Here is a 15,157-nt window from a genome sequence, read left to right on the forward strand (position 1 = left end):
ATGAAATTTTTCGACACGTCGGCGACACGCGAAGCGCTGGACTTCGCCACGTTGATTCCGTCACTGAAGCAGGCGTTCATCAAGGGGTGTGAGGTACCACGCCGACACTCGCACACGATCAATAGCGGCGACGGCAACACCGGCACCGTATTGATCATGCCGGCGTGGGAGGCGGACCGATATCTCGGCATCAAGACCGTGAACATTTTCCCGGGTAACCAGGGCCGCGGAATGCCTGGCTTGCACTCGACTTACGTGCTGTACGACGCCAGCACGGGCGAGCCACTCGCGCAGATGGACGGCAATGAAATCACCTCACGCCGGACCGCCGCCGCCTCGGCACTCGCTGCCACCCTTCTGGCGCGCGAAGACTCGTCTCACATGGTGCTGTTGGGCGCCGGGCGCGTGGGAAGCCTGGTGCCGGCAGCGTATCGAAGCCAGCTGCCAATCACGCATGTCGAGGTCTGGGACATCTATCCGGAGTCGGCCGCGCGACTCGTGCGGCAACTGCAAGACGAAGGTTTCAATGCGGCAGTTGTCTCCAGCCTGCCGGACAGTGTGGCGCGCGCGGATGTCGTGAGCTGCGCGACGCTCGCCACTGAGGCGATCGTACGCGGCTCGTGGCTGAAACCGGGAACGCATCTCGATCTCATCGGAAGCTTCACGCCGCAGATGCGCGAGGCTGACGACGATTGTTTCCGCCACGCACGCGTGTTTGTCGATACGGACGAGGCAGCGCAGAAGTCCGGCGACCTGATTGGGCCGTTGTCGCGCAACGTGATTTCACCGGCGGACCTGAACGGTACGCTCGCCGCCCTGTGCCGGGGCGACGTCGGTGGGCGATTCGACCGCAGCGAGCGCACGGTATTCAAAGCGGTGGGGACCGCACTCGAAGACCTGGCGGCGGCAGCGCTGGTTTATGAAAAGCATGTTTAATCACTTGAAGCGTCGGAGACCATGATGAAGGAATTGAACCGTCAGCAAGACCTGGCCGCCTCGACAGCCGACGATGCAGTCGGTCTCGAGCGTATGGCGGCAGCCGTGACCCGTTGGTCGGAAAAGTGGTTTCCCGACGCCTACATATTCGCGGCGATCGCGGTTGTCGTCGTCGCTGTCGGCGCTCTGGCGACGGGCGCGCCTGCACAACGTGTGGGCGTTGCCTTCGGAGACGGATTCTGGAGCCTGATTCCCTTTACGATGCAGATGGCGATCGTGGCCATTTCAGGCTACGTTGTCGCGGTATCTCCGCCTGCCGCGAAATTGATCGCATGGCTTGCCCGCTTGCCGTCGAACGGCAAGTCTGCGGTGGCATTCGTCGCGCTGGTCAGCATTTCGGCGTCGCTTTTCAACTGGGCGATCAGCCTGATCTTCAGCGGCCTGCTGGTTCGTGCGCTCGCTCGTCGCACCGGACTCCGTATGGACTACCGAGCGGCAGGTGCCGCCGCCTATCTCGGCATGGGCGCGACCTGGGCGCTGGGATTGAGTTCGTCGGCATCGCAATTGCAGGCGAATCCGGACAGTTTGCCGAAAGCGCTGCTGGCGATCACTGGTGTCATTCCGTTCTCCGAGACAATTTTCCTTCCCCAATCGTTACTGTTAGTCGCCGTTCTGACTGTCGTATCGCTTTTGATCGCGTATCACTCGGCGCCCGGCGCGGAACGCGCCAAAACCGCGCAGTACCTGGGTGTCTCGCTGAACGAGGCGGAACTTGAAGTAGCAGCGCCTGCACGTCCCGGTGACTGGCTCGAGCACAGTCCCCTAATCACAATCCTGATCGTTGCACTCGGTTCAGTTTGGGCCTGGCACGAATTCAGCACTAAAAATCCGGTGCTGGCCATTTCGAATCTCAATACCTACAACTTCGTGTTCCTGTTGGCCGGGATGCTGTTGAACTGGCGCCCCCGCCGCTTCCTGAACGCCGTGGCGAAATCGGTGCCGTCTGTGGCTGGTGTGTTGATCCAGTTTCCTCTCTATGGGGGCATTGCGTACATGCTAACGAAAGCCTCCGCGCCGGCGGGACTACCGTTGGCCGATCATCTTTCTCATTTCTTCGTCACAGTGTCGTCGCACGCGTCGTTTCCGGCGCTGATGGGCATCTACTCCGCCGTCCTTGGATTCTTCGTGCCGTCGGGTGGCGGGAAATGGATCATTGAAGCACCGTACGTGATCGCGGCAGCCAGGGAACTGCAGGTTCATCTGGGCTGGGCGGTAACCGTCTACAACGCGGCGGAGGCGTTGCCGAATCTGATCAACCCTTTCTGGATGCTGCCGTTGCTCGGCGTGCTCGGATTGCGGGCGCGTGACGTGGTGGGCTTCACGTTTACCCAGTTCATCGTGCATCTTCCGCTCGTGATCTTCATGCTGTGGATTCTTGCAGGGACGCTGACCTTCCATCCCCCCGTCATGCCTTGATCCGTCTGTGGCGCGAGCCCGGTGCAGCAGGTTGTCAGTTTGGTCTGCTCGTCGTCCTGACAGGTAACGAGCAGACGGACGTTGATCTGGCGATGTCGCTCGCCTCGGCGCGCGACTGGGCGCGTTTTGGCACGCTGTATCTCGACGACGGTATGGCCAACGGAAAACGCATCCTTCTCGCTGAGTGGATTCGGGAGAATGCGTGCCGTGTCAGGCATGGGCCGGCTACAACCCGGCACTCGAACGAAGCCCTGACGGTTGACAACGCGCTCTGGAAACGAAGCACCCAACTTGCTCCTGCTCCCCAGATCTCGGCCTATCCGTCGTTGGCCAAGCTTGAACGGATCTCTGCATCCGGGAAATCGCGCTGATGTGTAGCAATTTGCCAGGTGTTGCCCCACGCATCTCTCACCATCGCGCGCCTGTCGCCGTATGGCGTGTCGGCCGGAACCTCGAGCGAGATCGCATTTGCGGCAATGGCTCGCCGATAGGTCGAATCGGCGTCCTCAACATAGACATACAGAAACGCCGGCATCGGATCGCGAAGGCCGTCTTCGCCGCTAACCATCACGATGGAATCGCCGATCATGATTTCGGCAGGCCGCCCGCGACGGAATTCGCCCTGTGCCTGAAACACCATTTTGATGAATGCGATCAGGTTTTCCGGATCCCGTACGACGATTCGGGGCGTAACGGTATGCCATCCATCAGGTTGAAATTTAGCCATGTTGCGCAGCCTCGGAAGAGATTCGCATGGGCATTGTCCTCCGCGCGTGGGATGTCCGCAAACGGTCGAACGCGCAGAGCCGACCTTTATCAGCTGGTCGCAGGCTGGCCCGTGAAAACCGCCAATTGAGCGGCGAAAGCGCGCTTGTACGCGGGCCGTGCCTCGCCGCGGGCGACGTAGGCGGAGAGGTTCGGATATTCGTCGAGGAGACCCGATGCTCTCAACCTGAGCAGCACCGTAACCATCACCAGGTCGCCCACACTGAACGCACCATCGAGCCAGTCCGCGTTGCCAAGGCGATCGGCAAGCTCGCCCAGCCGGCCGCGGATGCGATTCTCGACGAGGGGCAGGCGCTCTTCATACCATGTCCTGTCGCGCTCCAGGAATCTGGTGGTCTGGAGATCGAGGATCGGCGGTTCAACCGTGTTGAGCGCGGCAAACATCCATGTGATCGCACGTGCCCTGGCATTCGCATCGTCAGGTAGCAGGCCTGCATGGCGCTCCGCGATATGGAACACGATCGCCCCCGATTCGAACAGGGCAAGCGTGCCTTCTTCATAGGTCGGAATCTGCCCAAAAGGATGAAGCGCCCGATGCGCGGGTTCCTTCATCGCACTGAAAGAAACAAGGCGGACCTCGTAAGCCTGGCCCACTTCTTCAAGCGCCCAGCGAACACGCATGTCACGCGCGAGTCCCCGGCCGCGATCGGGCGACCGTTCAAAGACGGTGATAACGGGGGTAAGTGGAGAGGGCACGGTGATTTCTCCTTGGCTGGATGTCTGGTTGGGTGCCGGATACGCAAATCCGGCGCTCACCTACCAGACGTTCGAGATAAGGTTAAATCGACATCGCTGAACGAATTTCTTCTCAAGGGTTGGGTAAACCAGCGGTACCTGTCCGGCGTCGATCAGGGCACGCCGGATATCAACGGCACGTCATGGAACCATCTGCATGTCGCCTGGCGCTTGCGGCGGCAGCTTGATGGAAATGACCTTGAATTCGCCGCTGGTCGGCTCGGACCCCGCATGGACCGTGCCCTTCGGGATAATGATCAGGTCGCCGGCGTGAATCTGGCGCTGTTCGTTACCTAGCCAGAAAGTGCCGCTTCCCGACACCACATACTGGATTTCGTCAGAATCCCGATGCGTATGCTTGGGTACGTTACCGGTCTGCACGGCGATGGTCCCGCTCGGTGTGACCACAAGGCCTTTCGAGCGCAAGCTGCCCATGTTCGGAATCTGTGGGCCGAGATCGGCATCGGTCAAGGCTGCCACGTCGACGATCTGCGCTGTTAGCGGTACGTCTGACGCCTGGGCGTGCGCCAGTGTGCCCAGATGGGATGCAAACATGCCGGCAACGAAGGCGGCAGGCAATGCCGCGAGATAGATGTATCGACGCATGTTCTTATCCTTTCAGATTGAGCGGACCATCGGTGGGCAGTGTCAATGCATGGCTTGCGCTCATTCGATTGTCGCACCATCGGGAAGGCAACTCATAACCAGGGCAACACCTGAGTACCCGCCCGGTCAGGGCAGGCCGCGCTGCTGCCAATCGGGTTGATGGGCGCTCGTACGACGGGGCTGGAATTGAAGAAGATGCCGAAGTAGATCGGTTCAGAACAACTGTCTTTGCCCCGACATCAAGGTCGTAAAGTCATCGCGCAGGAGCGGCAGGATCGCATCCGCAACGGGTTGCAACTGCCGTGTCAGGTAGTGTTCGTAGTCGATTGCCGAGCGCAGCGTTTCGAGCGGTTCCGGTCCGGCGGTGGTCATCACATAGCTGATCCAGCCGCCGTTCTGGTATTGCAGTGGACGCCCCTGTTGCCGGTTGAATTCGTCGGCCACGCGTGCCGCTCGCACGTGCGGGGGCACGTTGCGTTCGTACTCGCCGAGCGAGCGGCGCAACCGCTTGCGGTACACGAGTTGATCGTCCATTTTCCCCGCCAGCGTATCGCGCACGTAGTCGCGCACATAGTCCTGATACGGCTGTTGCCTGAATATGCGCCCATAGAGTTCCTGCTGGAACTGCTGGGCGAGTGGCGTCCAGTCGGTCCGCACCGTTTCGAGCCCTTTGTAGACGATGTTTTCGCTGCCGTCCGGCAAAACAGTGAGTCCTGCGTAGCGTTTCTTGCTGCCTTCCTCGGCACCGCGAATCGTCGGCATGAAAAAGCGCTTGTAGTGCCGCTCAAATTGCAATTCGAGCGCGCTCTCGAGGCCGAAACGCGTCTGCAGATTCTGCTGCCACCGCGTGTTGATATGCTCGACAAGCGCGCGGCCAATACGGCTCGCTTCTTCTTCGCTATGCGCGTGCTTCAGCCACACGAAAGTCGAATCCGTGTCGCCGTAAATGACTTCATAGCCTTGTGCCTCGATCAACTCGCGCGTGGCGTGCATGATTTCATGGCCGCGCATGGTGATCGACGAGGCGAGACGCGGATCGAAAAACCGGCAGCCCGTGGAACCAAGCACGCCGTAGAACGCGTTCATGATGATTTTCAACGCCTGCGAAAGCGGCCCGTTGTGCTCGCGTTTGGCGGCTTCGCGCCCTTGCCACACCTGGCCGACGATCGCCGGCAGACAATGGCGCGTGCGCGAGAAACGTGCGCCGAGAAAGCCCGGCACCGATTGATCGTCGGCCGGATTCAGCATGCCTTCCACGAGCCCCACCGGGTCGATCAGAAACGTGCGGATGATCGACGGGTACAGGCTCTTGTAGTCGAGCACCAGCACGGAATCGTAGAGGCCGGGCCGTGAATCCATCACGAAGCCACCCGGGCTCGCGGCGCCGGCCACGTCGCCGAGATTGGGCGCGACATAGCCTTGCCGATGCATTCGCGGCATATACAGATGCGTGAACGCCGCGACCGAGCCGCCGCTGCGGTCCGCGGGCAGGCCGGTGACGGTGGCGCGCTCCAGCAGAAACGACAGCAACTCGGTCTTCGCAAAGATGCGCGTGACCAGCTCGCAATCTTTCAGGTTGTAGCGGGCGAGGGCGGGCTTGTCTTCGTCGAAGCGGCGCTGGATTTCGTCCATGCGTTGATAGGGATTGTCGATCGCCTTGCCTTCGCCCAGCACGGAACGCGCCACATATTCGAGGCTGAACGAAGGGAAGCTCCACGTTGCGGAACGCAACGCTTCGATACCGTCGATGATCAGTCTGCCCGCGGCGCCGGCGAAGAAATGATTCTGTTTATGGCCGTGTTCGCGCCATTCCATCACCGCACCACCGCGGCCGAGCCGTAGCGGTACGCGATATTGTTCAGCGTGCTGCTGCAGCACGCGTAAATCGAACTGCACGAGATTCCAGCCGATGATCGCGTCGGGATCGTGCCGTTCCAGCCACGTGTTCAATTTTTCGAGCAACTGTGCGCGCGTTTCGCAGTATTCGAGGTCGAAGTCGACAGCGCCGGCCTCGCCATTCGGCGGTCCGAGCATATAGACCTGACGCTGTCCGCAGCCTTCGAGCGCGATCGAATAGAGCTCGGCGTGCGCGCTGGTTTCGATATCGAGCGACACCAGCTTCAATGACGGACGGTAGTCCGTAGCCGGCTTCAGTTCACTGTTCAACCGTGGGCCGTCATGCTGTGCATCGCCGCCGAACCATACCGGCGCGGTGATGAACCGCTCCATCATGTAGCGCTCGGGCGGGAAAATATCGGCCTCGTAGACGTCGACACCGCCTTGTTTCAGGCGCTTCTCGAAGCCCGTCAACTGACGGTATTGCGCACAGTAAAGCCCCATCACGGGGCGATGCTGGAAATCGCATAGATCGAGCGGGCGCAGATCGAGCGGCGCCTCGCGGCGCAGGATCGTTTCGGCGCGCTCGCGGTGCGCGGCCGGAATGAAAGCCACGGAAGGCTGCGGCCGCAGACGGATATGACGGGGCCCGCCGTCTGTTGCCAGCCAGAAATCCACTTCCGTGCCGGCGGGCGTATCCCGCCAGTGTCGGGTCAGAATGAAACCCTGTTCAAGCTCAGTCAAACTGCCACCTCTAAACGGGCGTCATCGCCTGGCTCGATTTTACCGTCATGCGCTTGCCGCCGTGGCACGCTGAATGCAGACGCGCCGCGTAGTCTGTATGATCGTTTTGCAGCGATTCCTTTGGCGCGGGCCATGCGCCGTCAAGTCCATCAAAAACGGAGTGAACAATATGAGGTTGAGCAAGCTTGTTATTGTGGTCGCGGTAGCTGCAACCAGCTTTGGCGCGCAGGCGCAAGTAGCCGGCACGCAGCCCCTGAGCGTCACGGTCGAGCAATCGAATGCGCTGCTGAGCGGCTGGAGTGTGAAGAAGAGCATTCTCGGCAAGGGCGTGTACAACGACCAGAACGAAAAGATCGGTACGATCCGCGATCTGGTGGTTGCGCCTGATGGCTCGCTGTCCGCCGCCATTGTCTCGGCCGGCGGATTTCTGGGCGTGGCGTCGCATGACGTAGCGGTGCCTATCGCCGCGTTGGATATTCGGTCGGGGAATTTCTATCTGGCCGGCGCGACCAAGGACGCCTTGAAGGCAACGCCCGCGTTCCAGTACAACAAGGTTCAGTCGCCGCCGAAGCCTAAAAAGCTGACTGGCCAGTAAGGCACGAAACCCCGCACGGAGCCGGCGAGTTCGCCGGCTGGGCCGCGACAGGCGGCCCGCAGTGCGCCGCTTACGCTTCCAGCGCGAGCGTGGCGAACGTGCCCAGCCAATGTTCACCCATGTAGTCGCCGGCTACGTGCGGCAGGGCGCTCTGAAGATGACGCTCGGCCGAATCGAACAATATGGTCCGGCGCACGTCGCCCGCCGGCAGCGCGCGCGCTAGCGAACGCTGGCACCATGCGCGGCTCAGGTTCAGGCCATCCAGGTGGGCAATCTTGCCGTCGGTGCGGTCGGTCACGGTGACGGGTTCGAACAGCGTGGCCGGCTTCTTCGCGCCGAGATCGGGCAGAAAGCGCCGGAACCATTCGCTGAATTGCGCGGGCGGCAAGATGCGCCGCATCAGTTCCGCTTCCATCAGCGAAGGCGACAGGAATTCGTCGCCGGCGGGCTCCCAGGCCTGACATGCAACGTCGTTCAGAAACCAGCGCTCTGCCGTATTCACCAGCAGCGCCTCGAGCGATTCGTGCGACGTCTGGCGCGCGAAATCGAGCGTGAGCGCAAGCGCGAACGCCATGTTGAAGTGCGTGCCGACCCGCAACGGGTAGGTCGCTTTCGGCAGAAATTCCTCGAAGCGTTCGACAAAAGCCGCGGTCAGCGGCGCAAAAACCCTGGACCAGCGCGCGGCTTCCGATAGCTTCAGCGTATGGAGTTGCGCGCTCAACGCAAGCAGCCATGCCCATCCATACGGACGTTCGAAACCGCGGTTGTGCGGCAGGTCGAGATAGGCGAGCTCGCCGGCTACATTCGCCTCGGTGAAATGCTCGTCGACCACCGCCACGATGCGCGATGCCTCGGGCAGATCGGGAAAACGATCGAGCAGATGCAGGATCAACCAGTAACCATGCACGCACGAATGCCAATCGTAGCTGCCGTAAAAAATCGGATGCAGCGCGCGCGGCCCTTGCACGTCTTGTGGGCCGGCAAGCGAATGGGTCAGCTTGTTCGGATACTCGCGCGTGAGATGGGCGAGTGCGAGATTGGCGAATTTAGACGCGAATTCGGGCGTGAGTTGAACAGTCATCGGCGCCTCCTCAAAAGCGGAAAACAAATAAATACAACAGTATGGTGTTGACGATCAGCAATAGTAAAGCAGTTGGCCACTGCGCCTTGATTACGCCATTCTGGTCTTTCAGTTCAAGCAGCGCGGCCGGCACGATATTGAAGTTGGCGGCCATTGGAGTCATCAAAGTGCCGCAGAAGCCGCACAGCATGCCGATCGCGCCGAGAATGGCCGGGTTGCCGTGGAATTGATGCACGATCAATGGCAGGCCGATGCCGGCCGTCATCACCGGGAAAGCGGCGAACGCATTACCCATGATCATCGTGAAGATCGCCATGCCGAATGTATAGGCCGCGACCACCGCGAAAGCGGAGTCGACCGGAATCCAGGTTTTCACGAGATCCGACACCACGTGACCCACACCGGCAACCGCGAACAGCGCGCCGAGGGCGGCCAGCATCTGCGGCAGAATGGCGGCCCAACCCACCGTATCCATGGTGTGCCGCGCGTCTTTCAGCGCGTGCACTGGTGAGTCGCGCAACATGAACAGCGCGGCGCCGAACGCGACCAGCGTGCCCAGCACCAGCGAAATCAGTGTGACGTTCTTTGGTTCAACGAACGGTACGTACTTCAGCGTCAAGGTGCCGAGCAAGGTGATGACCGGAATCAGCAATGCCGGAATGAAAAGCTTATTGCCGAAACGCTGTGCGTTGGCTTCGCGGCGCGTGGCGGCCGCTTCGCTATTGCTATCTGTCTTGCCTTTGCCGAGCTTGCCGGAACCGGCGATCAGGGCGAGTGCAATGGCGAGGCAGCCGGTCACGAAATGCGGCAGTTCTCCGCCGAACATGAAAGTGATCGAGTAGATGCCCCAGAACAGAAAGTTGACGACGCGGCGCGGATTCGAGCGGTCCTGCAGATTGAAGAGCGCGAACGCGGCAAACATCAAACCGGCCAGCACGTAGAGGGATTCGAGCTTGATCATCATGGTGCGATACCTCGTTTCTGTCCCTGTGCCGCCTGGGCCACCTGTGCCATGCCAAGCTTGTTCATCTTGTGCGAGAGATTACGGTCGAGCAGCATCAGGCGCACGACGTGAATCACGAGTGCCGCCACGGCCGTGGGAATCGCCCACACGGAAACGTGCAACGGTTCGACGATGATGCCGTTCTGTTCGAGAAAGCCTTTGATCAGCAGGATCGACTGGATCGCAATGAAAATGTCCTCGCCGAAGAACACGGCAATGTTGTCGACTGCCGACGCATTCGCGCGAATCTGCTGACGCACCGCATCAGGCAATTCGCCGTAGCGGTTCGCGGCGGCCGCTTCGGCCATCGGCGCGATCAGCGGGCGCACCATCTGCGCATGGCCGCCGAGCGAGGTCAGTCCAAGCGCGGCCGTGAGCTGGCGGATCACGAAATAGAGCATCAGCACGCGGCCGGTGGTGGCGGCGTGCAGGCGCGAAATCAGGTGCTTGGCCTGTTCTTTCAGGCCGTTGCGTTCGAGCAGCGCGATCACGGGCAACGTGAGCCAGATCAAGCCCATGTAGCGGTTATCGGCGAATGCCTTGCCGAATGCGCTGACGATCTCGACCGGTTGCAAGCCCCCGGCGATGCCGGTGGCGATTCCCGCGATCGTCACCACCAGTAGTGCGTTGAAGCGCAATGCGAAGCCGAGTACGACGATCGGCACGCCAATCAAAACCCACATGCTGCTCTCCTGTATCGCTGCTATGTCGTTGTTTTATCGCTGTGCGCGCTGCCCCAAATGCCAGGCGAAGACCGGTTGCGCCTGCGAAATGGCAGGTTGCGCCTGGTTGCAATGGCATGCAGGCGACGAAATCTAACACGATAATTTATCGATAAATAGTCAACAAAATGCGCTTTTCGGGTAAACGCCAGGGCGGCAGGCGCATCGGCCGGTGAGTTTGCGGGGTGGGACGCTGTTGTTAGGGCGCTGCGTTCAAGCAGGCTGCCTGTGGTGCTCCGGCACGGCGCGGCGTGGACGTGTTCCGTTTCGCGCCGTGCTGCGCATTCAATCCGGCAGCGCGTTGTGCCTGAGGCAATCGATGAAATATTCCGCCGCATCGCCCAGCACGTCATCCTTGCGATGAATCAGGCTGAGCGCGAGACGCGGTAGCGCGATATCGAGCGCCACACGCTCCAGCGCGCCGCGTTCGATTTCCTCGTTCAACTGGAAGTCCGGCCAGACGCTCACCACACCCGCTTCGCTGGCGAGCTCTGCATAGAGCCGCCGCGCGGTGCAGACCGTGATGCGTGAGGGCGGGGGAATCGTCCCGGCGGTGTCGCCCGTGCGCGCGCTCAGCGCAGTCCAGAATGCGGGCACGCTCTTGCGCGTGTAGTTGTAGAGCCAGTGCGCTTCGCGCAAACGCGCAAGCCTGGTCTCACCCGCCAGCGGATCGCCTCGTTTGACCGCCAGCGATTGCGATACCTTGCCGAGCGAGGTCACGCGAAACTCGTTGCTCGGATCCCCTTCACCGGTAAAACCGATGCACATGTCGAACGAACCGTCGCGCAGGCCGTCGATGAGCCGCATGGTCTGGTACTCGTGCACGTCGAGCTGCACATCGGGAAACCGTGCACGGAACGCGTGAATCGCCTCCGGTACGACGATCGACGCGGCGAGCAGCGACACGCCGATCTCGAGCGTGCGCCCAACCGACGACTTCATCTCCTCCAGTTCCTGCTCCGCGCGCGCGATCTCCGTTACGACCGTTCGCGCGCGCCTGAGCAGCGCTTCGCCATACGGTGTCAGGCGAATGCCCGAGCCGCTGCGCAACAGCAACTGGACGCCGAGGCGCGCCTCCAGCTCCTTGATGCTTTTGGTGACGGCAGGTTGCGACAGGCACAGCGCCTCGGCGGCGGCCATCAGCGTGCCGTGCTCGGCAATCGCCACAAGGGTGCGTAGTTGAGTGGTTTTCATGATTTCCGCGGCCCATAAGCGTTGGCTATGTACATAAAAAACTGGAAATTGACCAGTCGCGGAGCTGGCTAGTATAGCCACTCCGCTGCTGCCCAGGAGGCGCGCGGCCGGGAGTACTCAAGACAAGGAGGGAAAGTGGGACTGAACGTCATCGATGCGGACATCGACGAACTCGTTGCATTGCGGCGAGACATTCACGCCAATCCGGAGACAGCGTTCGACGAGACGCGCACAAGCGAACTCGTCGCCGCGAAATTGCGTGCCTGGGACATCGAAACATGCACGGGCGTGGGCAAGACGGGCGTGGTCGGTGTCATTCGTGGCACGCGTACGGCGCAGGGCAGCGGGCGCAGCATCGCGTTGCGCGCCGACATGGACGCGCTGCCGATGGAAGAAGAGGGCCGCCCGTTGCACCGCTCGTTGCGGCAAGGGGTATTTCACGGTTGCGGGCACGACGGCCACACCGCGATGCTGCTCGGCACGGCGCGCCACTTTAGCCGTCATCGCGACTTCGCGGGGACACTCGTGCTGATCTTCCAACCGGCCGAGGAAACCGGCGGTGGCGCATTGGCCATGCTTGCCGACGGGCTCGAAACCCGCTTTCCATACGACGAAATCTACGGCATGCACAACGCGCCGCATTTTGCGCCGGGCACCTTCGGCGTGCGTGACGGCGCCATGCTGGCGTCGTGCGACGAGATGCGGATCGACGTGACCGGCATCGGCGGTCATGGCTCGTCGCCTGAAAAGACCCGCGACCCGATTGCGGCTTCGGCGCAACTCATCTGCGCGCTGCAGACGGTGGTGAGCCGTGCGATCGATCCCGCTTCGGCCGCCGTGCTCAGCATCGGCAGCATTCAGGCGGGCACCACGTCGAACGTGATTCCTTCGCATGCGCGGATGACGGGCACCGTACGCACGTTCGACGAAAGCGTGCGCGAACGGATGAAGACGCGCATTGAGTCCATCTGCGCGGGCGTCGCGCTCGCGACAGAATGCGAAATCGCGGTGACGTTCTACGGCAGCTCGCCCGCGACGATCAACCATCGCGAGCAGGCCGAAGCAGCGGCAGCAGCAGCGGCCGACGTGTTCGGCGCGCAGAACGTACTGCGCGATTTCCCACCGCTCAACGGCTCCGAAGACTTCTCCGAATTCCTGCTGCGTCGCCCCGGCGCGTACGTGCTGCTCGGCCAGGGCGGCGTCTACTGCCATCACCCCGAGTTCGATTTCAACGACGCGGTGCTGCCGCTGGGTGTGCGTTTCTTCGTGACGCTGGCGCTCGCGCGTCTCGACGCGTAGCCCGTCTTTTCGCATCAGAAATACAGCCAATCAATCCAGTCAGGAGATACCTATGAAGCAGCGTTTGCTGCCGGCACTCGCAGCCGCCGCCCTTGCTCTCGTCGTGGCACAGTCCGCGCAGGCCGAGACCTTGCGCTTCGGCACCGATCCGACTTATCCGCCGTACGAATACAAACTGCCGAGCGGACAGCTCGTTGGGCTCGACATCGAAATCGGCAACAGCTTGTGCGCCGCCGCGCATGTGAAATGCGAATGGGTGGAGGGGAGCTTCGACGGGTTGATCGCCGGGCTGCAATCGCGCAAGTTCGATGCGATCAATGCGTCGCTTGCCGCCACGGCCTCGCGACGCGCGGTGATGGATTTCACGACGCCGCTGTATCCCGCTGACATTCGTCTCGTCGCCGCGAAGGCCGCTCATTTGCAGCCCACCGCGGCGTCGCTCGCCGGTAAGCGTATCGGCGTGCTGCAAGGTTCGACGCAGGCGGCATTTGCGAAGCAGAACTGGGCTGCGCACGGCGTGTCGATCGTCGAGTATCAGGATCAGAACAGCGTCTACGCCGATCTTCTGAACGGCCGGCTCGACGGTACGCTGGTGGTCGGCGCCGCCGCCCAACTGGGCTTTCTCGCCAAGCCTGAGGGCAAGAACTTCGAGTTGGCCGGCGCGCAGATCGTCGATCCGGCGTTGCTCTCGGCGAGCAGCGTGATAGGCGTGCGTAAGACCGACGCACACACGCTACAGATGCTCGACGCAGCGATCGCCCAACTCAAACAGAACGGCACGATAGACCGCCTGACGCACAAGTACCTGGACGCAGGGGCCACCACGAAGTAAGCGCCGTACCTTTCGGGTGCGCTACTGCCGGCGCGCGGGACAGGCCCCCGCGCGTGGCATTCCGTTCGACCTCCATCCGCTGAACCACAACATGAAACGACACGCACTATTGGGCTGCGTGCTGAGCGCGGTCGCGCTCGGCGCACATGCAAGCAACGACAATAGCATCACGCTATTTGGCATCATTGACCAGGGCGTGGTCTATAGCCCGAACCAGGGCGGCTCGCGCGCGATCCAGATGGTCAGCGGCACCACCGCGCCAACGAAATGGGGCCTGCGCGGCACCGAGGATCTCGGCGGCGGCAACAAGGCGCTGTTCATGCTGTCCACCACGTTTTCCGCCAATAACGGCACGTCGTGGCCGAGCGGGCGGATGTTCGGCGACTACGCATGGCTCGGCCTCGCGAATGACCGCCTCGGCACACTCAAACTCGGTCGCCAGTCCGATTCGATGATTGCTTATCTCGGCGATTTCTCCGCGGTCGGCAGCTGGGGCGGAACGTTCTTCGCGCATCCGTTCGACAACGACAATCTGTGGGACTCCTTTCTGTTGAACAACGCGGTGCGATATGAAAGCATCAGCGTTGCCGGCTTTGATGTTGGCGCGACCTACGCGTTCAGCAACAAGGCCGCGTCGACTTCGGGCAGCGGCTCGGGTTTCGCCGACAACCGCGTGTGGGAAGCGGCCGCACGCTACCGGGCGGGGCCTTTCAGTGCCGCGCTTGTCTACGAACAGCTCGATCATCCTGGCGACGACGGCCCCGGCACCCTGGGCGCGGTGGATGTTGCCGATGCCAATTTCACCTCGAACGGGCAGCGTATCTATGGCATCGGTATGGGCTATGCGTTCCAACGTGCGGAGTTGCACGCCAACCTCACGCGCACGACGCTATCGGAACCCACCAGCGAGTACCAGAGTCCAGGTTTCAACGGCGCGAGTTCGATGAGCTTCGACAATGTGGAGATCAATGCGGTCTATCATTTCACGCCCGTCTTCAGCGTCGAGGGCGCATACACGTACACGGCGGCCAAGGTGAACGGGAGCGCACCACACTGGAACCAGTTCGGCCTGGTGGCCGAATATGCGCTGTCGCATCGCACCAGCATCTATGCACAAGGCGTTTATCAACGCGTCACCGGCGACGGGTCACCGTTCGCGCACGCGCAGATCAATACGCTTTCGCCTGCGTCAGGCGACGTTCAGTCGGTAGTTGGAATCGGGTTGCGGCACTTCTTCTAACGGGCGCGGATTCAGATCTATTTGGAAAATGAATACGGGTTATCGCAACATTTAATTTGTCGATACTGCCGT

General features: G+C 61.5%; 14 protein-coding genes. 6 read left to right on the forward strand and 8 right to left on the reverse strand.

The annotated features are described in order from the left end of the window. The gene (gene lhpI, locus BCY88_RS14835; RefSeq protein WP_120344963.1) at positions 1-936 is read left to right on the forward strand and encodes a bifunctional Delta(1)-pyrroline-2-carboxylate/Delta(1)-piperideine-2-carboxylate reductase; all 936 of its coding nucleotides are present in this window, start codon (positions 1-3) and stop codon (positions 934-936) included. A gap of 24 nt (positions 937-960) precedes the next feature. Continuing rightward, the gene (locus tag BCY88_RS14840; RefSeq protein ID WP_120344964.1) at positions 961-2,412 is read left to right on the forward strand and encodes a short-chain fatty acid transporter; all 1,452 of its coding nucleotides are present in this window, start codon (positions 961-963) and stop codon (positions 2,410-2,412) included. 316 nt (positions 2,413-2,728) lie between these two features. Here the strand turns inward: BCY88_RS14840 and BCY88_RS14850 are convergent, their stop codons facing one another. From BCY88_RS14850 to BCY88_RS14865, 4 genes are all read right to left on the reverse strand, one after another. After that, a complete protein-coding gene (locus BCY88_RS14850) occupies positions 2,729-3,052 on the reverse strand; it encodes a VOC family protein (protein WP_259461398.1) in 324 nt (107 codons plus the stop codon). Between the two features lie 176 nt (positions 3,053-3,228). Then, a complete protein-coding gene (locus BCY88_RS14855; RefSeq protein WP_120344967.1) occupies positions 3,229-3,894 on the reverse strand; it encodes a glutathione S-transferase family protein in 666 nt (221 codons plus the stop codon). 180 nt (positions 3,895-4,074) lie between these two features. Then, positions 4,075-4,539, reverse strand: coding sequence for a cupin domain-containing protein (locus tag BCY88_RS14860; RefSeq protein WP_120344968.1), 465 nt, complete (start codon positions 4,537-4,539; stop codon positions 4,075-4,077). Between the two features lie 213 nt (positions 4,540-4,752). Continuing rightward, positions 4,753-7,119, reverse strand: a complete 2,367-nt coding sequence (locus BCY88_RS14865; RefSeq protein WP_120344969.1) for a DNA polymerase II — start codon at positions 7,117-7,119, stop codon at positions 4,753-4,755. A gap of 169 nt (positions 7,120-7,288) precedes the next feature. Here BCY88_RS14865 and BCY88_RS14870 point away from each other — a divergent pair, with 169 nt between their 5' ends. Continuing rightward, entirely contained in the window at positions 7,289-7,714 is a 426-nt protein-coding gene (locus tag BCY88_RS14870; RefSeq protein ID WP_120345032.1) for a PRC-barrel domain-containing protein, read from the forward strand. A 70-nt stretch (positions 7,715-7,784) separates the two neighbouring features. Here the strand turns inward: BCY88_RS14870 and BCY88_RS14875 are convergent, their stop codons facing one another. The 4 genes from BCY88_RS14875 to BCY88_RS14890 form a co-directional block, all read right to left on the reverse strand. Further along, positions 7,785-8,795, reverse strand: coding sequence for a DUF2891 domain-containing protein (locus BCY88_RS14875; RefSeq protein WP_120344970.1), 1,011 nt, complete (start codon positions 8,793-8,795; stop codon positions 7,785-7,787). A 10-nt stretch (positions 8,796-8,805) separates the two neighbouring features. Continuing rightward, positions 8,806-9,756 carry a DUF979 domain-containing protein gene (locus BCY88_RS14880; RefSeq protein ID WP_120345033.1) on the reverse strand — a complete coding sequence of 317 codons (951 nt, stop codon included), beginning with the start codon at positions 9,754-9,756 and terminating at the stop codon, positions 8,806-8,808. Further along, the gene (locus tag BCY88_RS14885) at positions 9,756-10,481 is read right to left on the reverse strand and encodes a DUF969 domain-containing protein (protein ID WP_120344971.1); all 726 of its coding nucleotides are present in this window, start codon (positions 10,479-10,481) and stop codon (positions 9,756-9,758) included. The genes BCY88_RS14880 and BCY88_RS14885 overlap by 1 nt, the downstream gene beginning before the upstream one ends. Positions 10,482-10,805: 324 nt before the next feature. Further along, on the reverse strand, positions 10,806-11,714 hold the full coding sequence (locus BCY88_RS14890; protein WP_120344972.1) for a LysR family transcriptional regulator: 909 nt from the start codon (positions 11,712-11,714) through the stop codon (positions 10,806-10,808). A 135-nt stretch (positions 11,715-11,849) separates the two neighbouring features. Between BCY88_RS14890 and BCY88_RS14895 the strand changes: the two genes are divergently transcribed. The 3 genes from BCY88_RS14895 to BCY88_RS14905 all read left to right on the forward strand — a co-directional run bounded on the left by BCY88_RS14895 (position 11,850) and on the right by BCY88_RS14905 (position 15,085). Further along, positions 11,850-13,013 carry an amidohydrolase gene (locus tag BCY88_RS14895; protein WP_120344973.1) on the forward strand — a complete coding sequence of 388 codons (1,164 nt, stop codon included), beginning with the start codon at positions 11,850-11,852 and terminating at the stop codon, positions 13,011-13,013. Between the two features lie 52 nt (positions 13,014-13,065). Beyond that, positions 13,066-13,845 carry a transporter substrate-binding domain-containing protein gene (locus BCY88_RS14900; RefSeq protein WP_120344974.1) on the forward strand — a complete coding sequence of 260 codons (780 nt, stop codon included), beginning with the start codon at positions 13,066-13,068 and terminating at the stop codon, positions 13,843-13,845. Between the two features lie 91 nt (positions 13,846-13,936). Continuing rightward, complete coding sequence (locus tag BCY88_RS14905; protein ID WP_120344975.1) at positions 13,937-15,085, forward strand: porin; 1,149 nt, start codon at positions 13,937-13,939, stop codon at positions 15,083-15,085. Positions 15,086-15,157: the final 72 nt, after the last annotated feature.

Source organism: Paraburkholderia fungorum (assembly GCF_003610895.1).
Lineage (GTDB): Bacteria > Pseudomonadota > Gammaproteobacteria > Burkholderiales > Burkholderiaceae > Paraburkholderia > Paraburkholderia fungorum_B.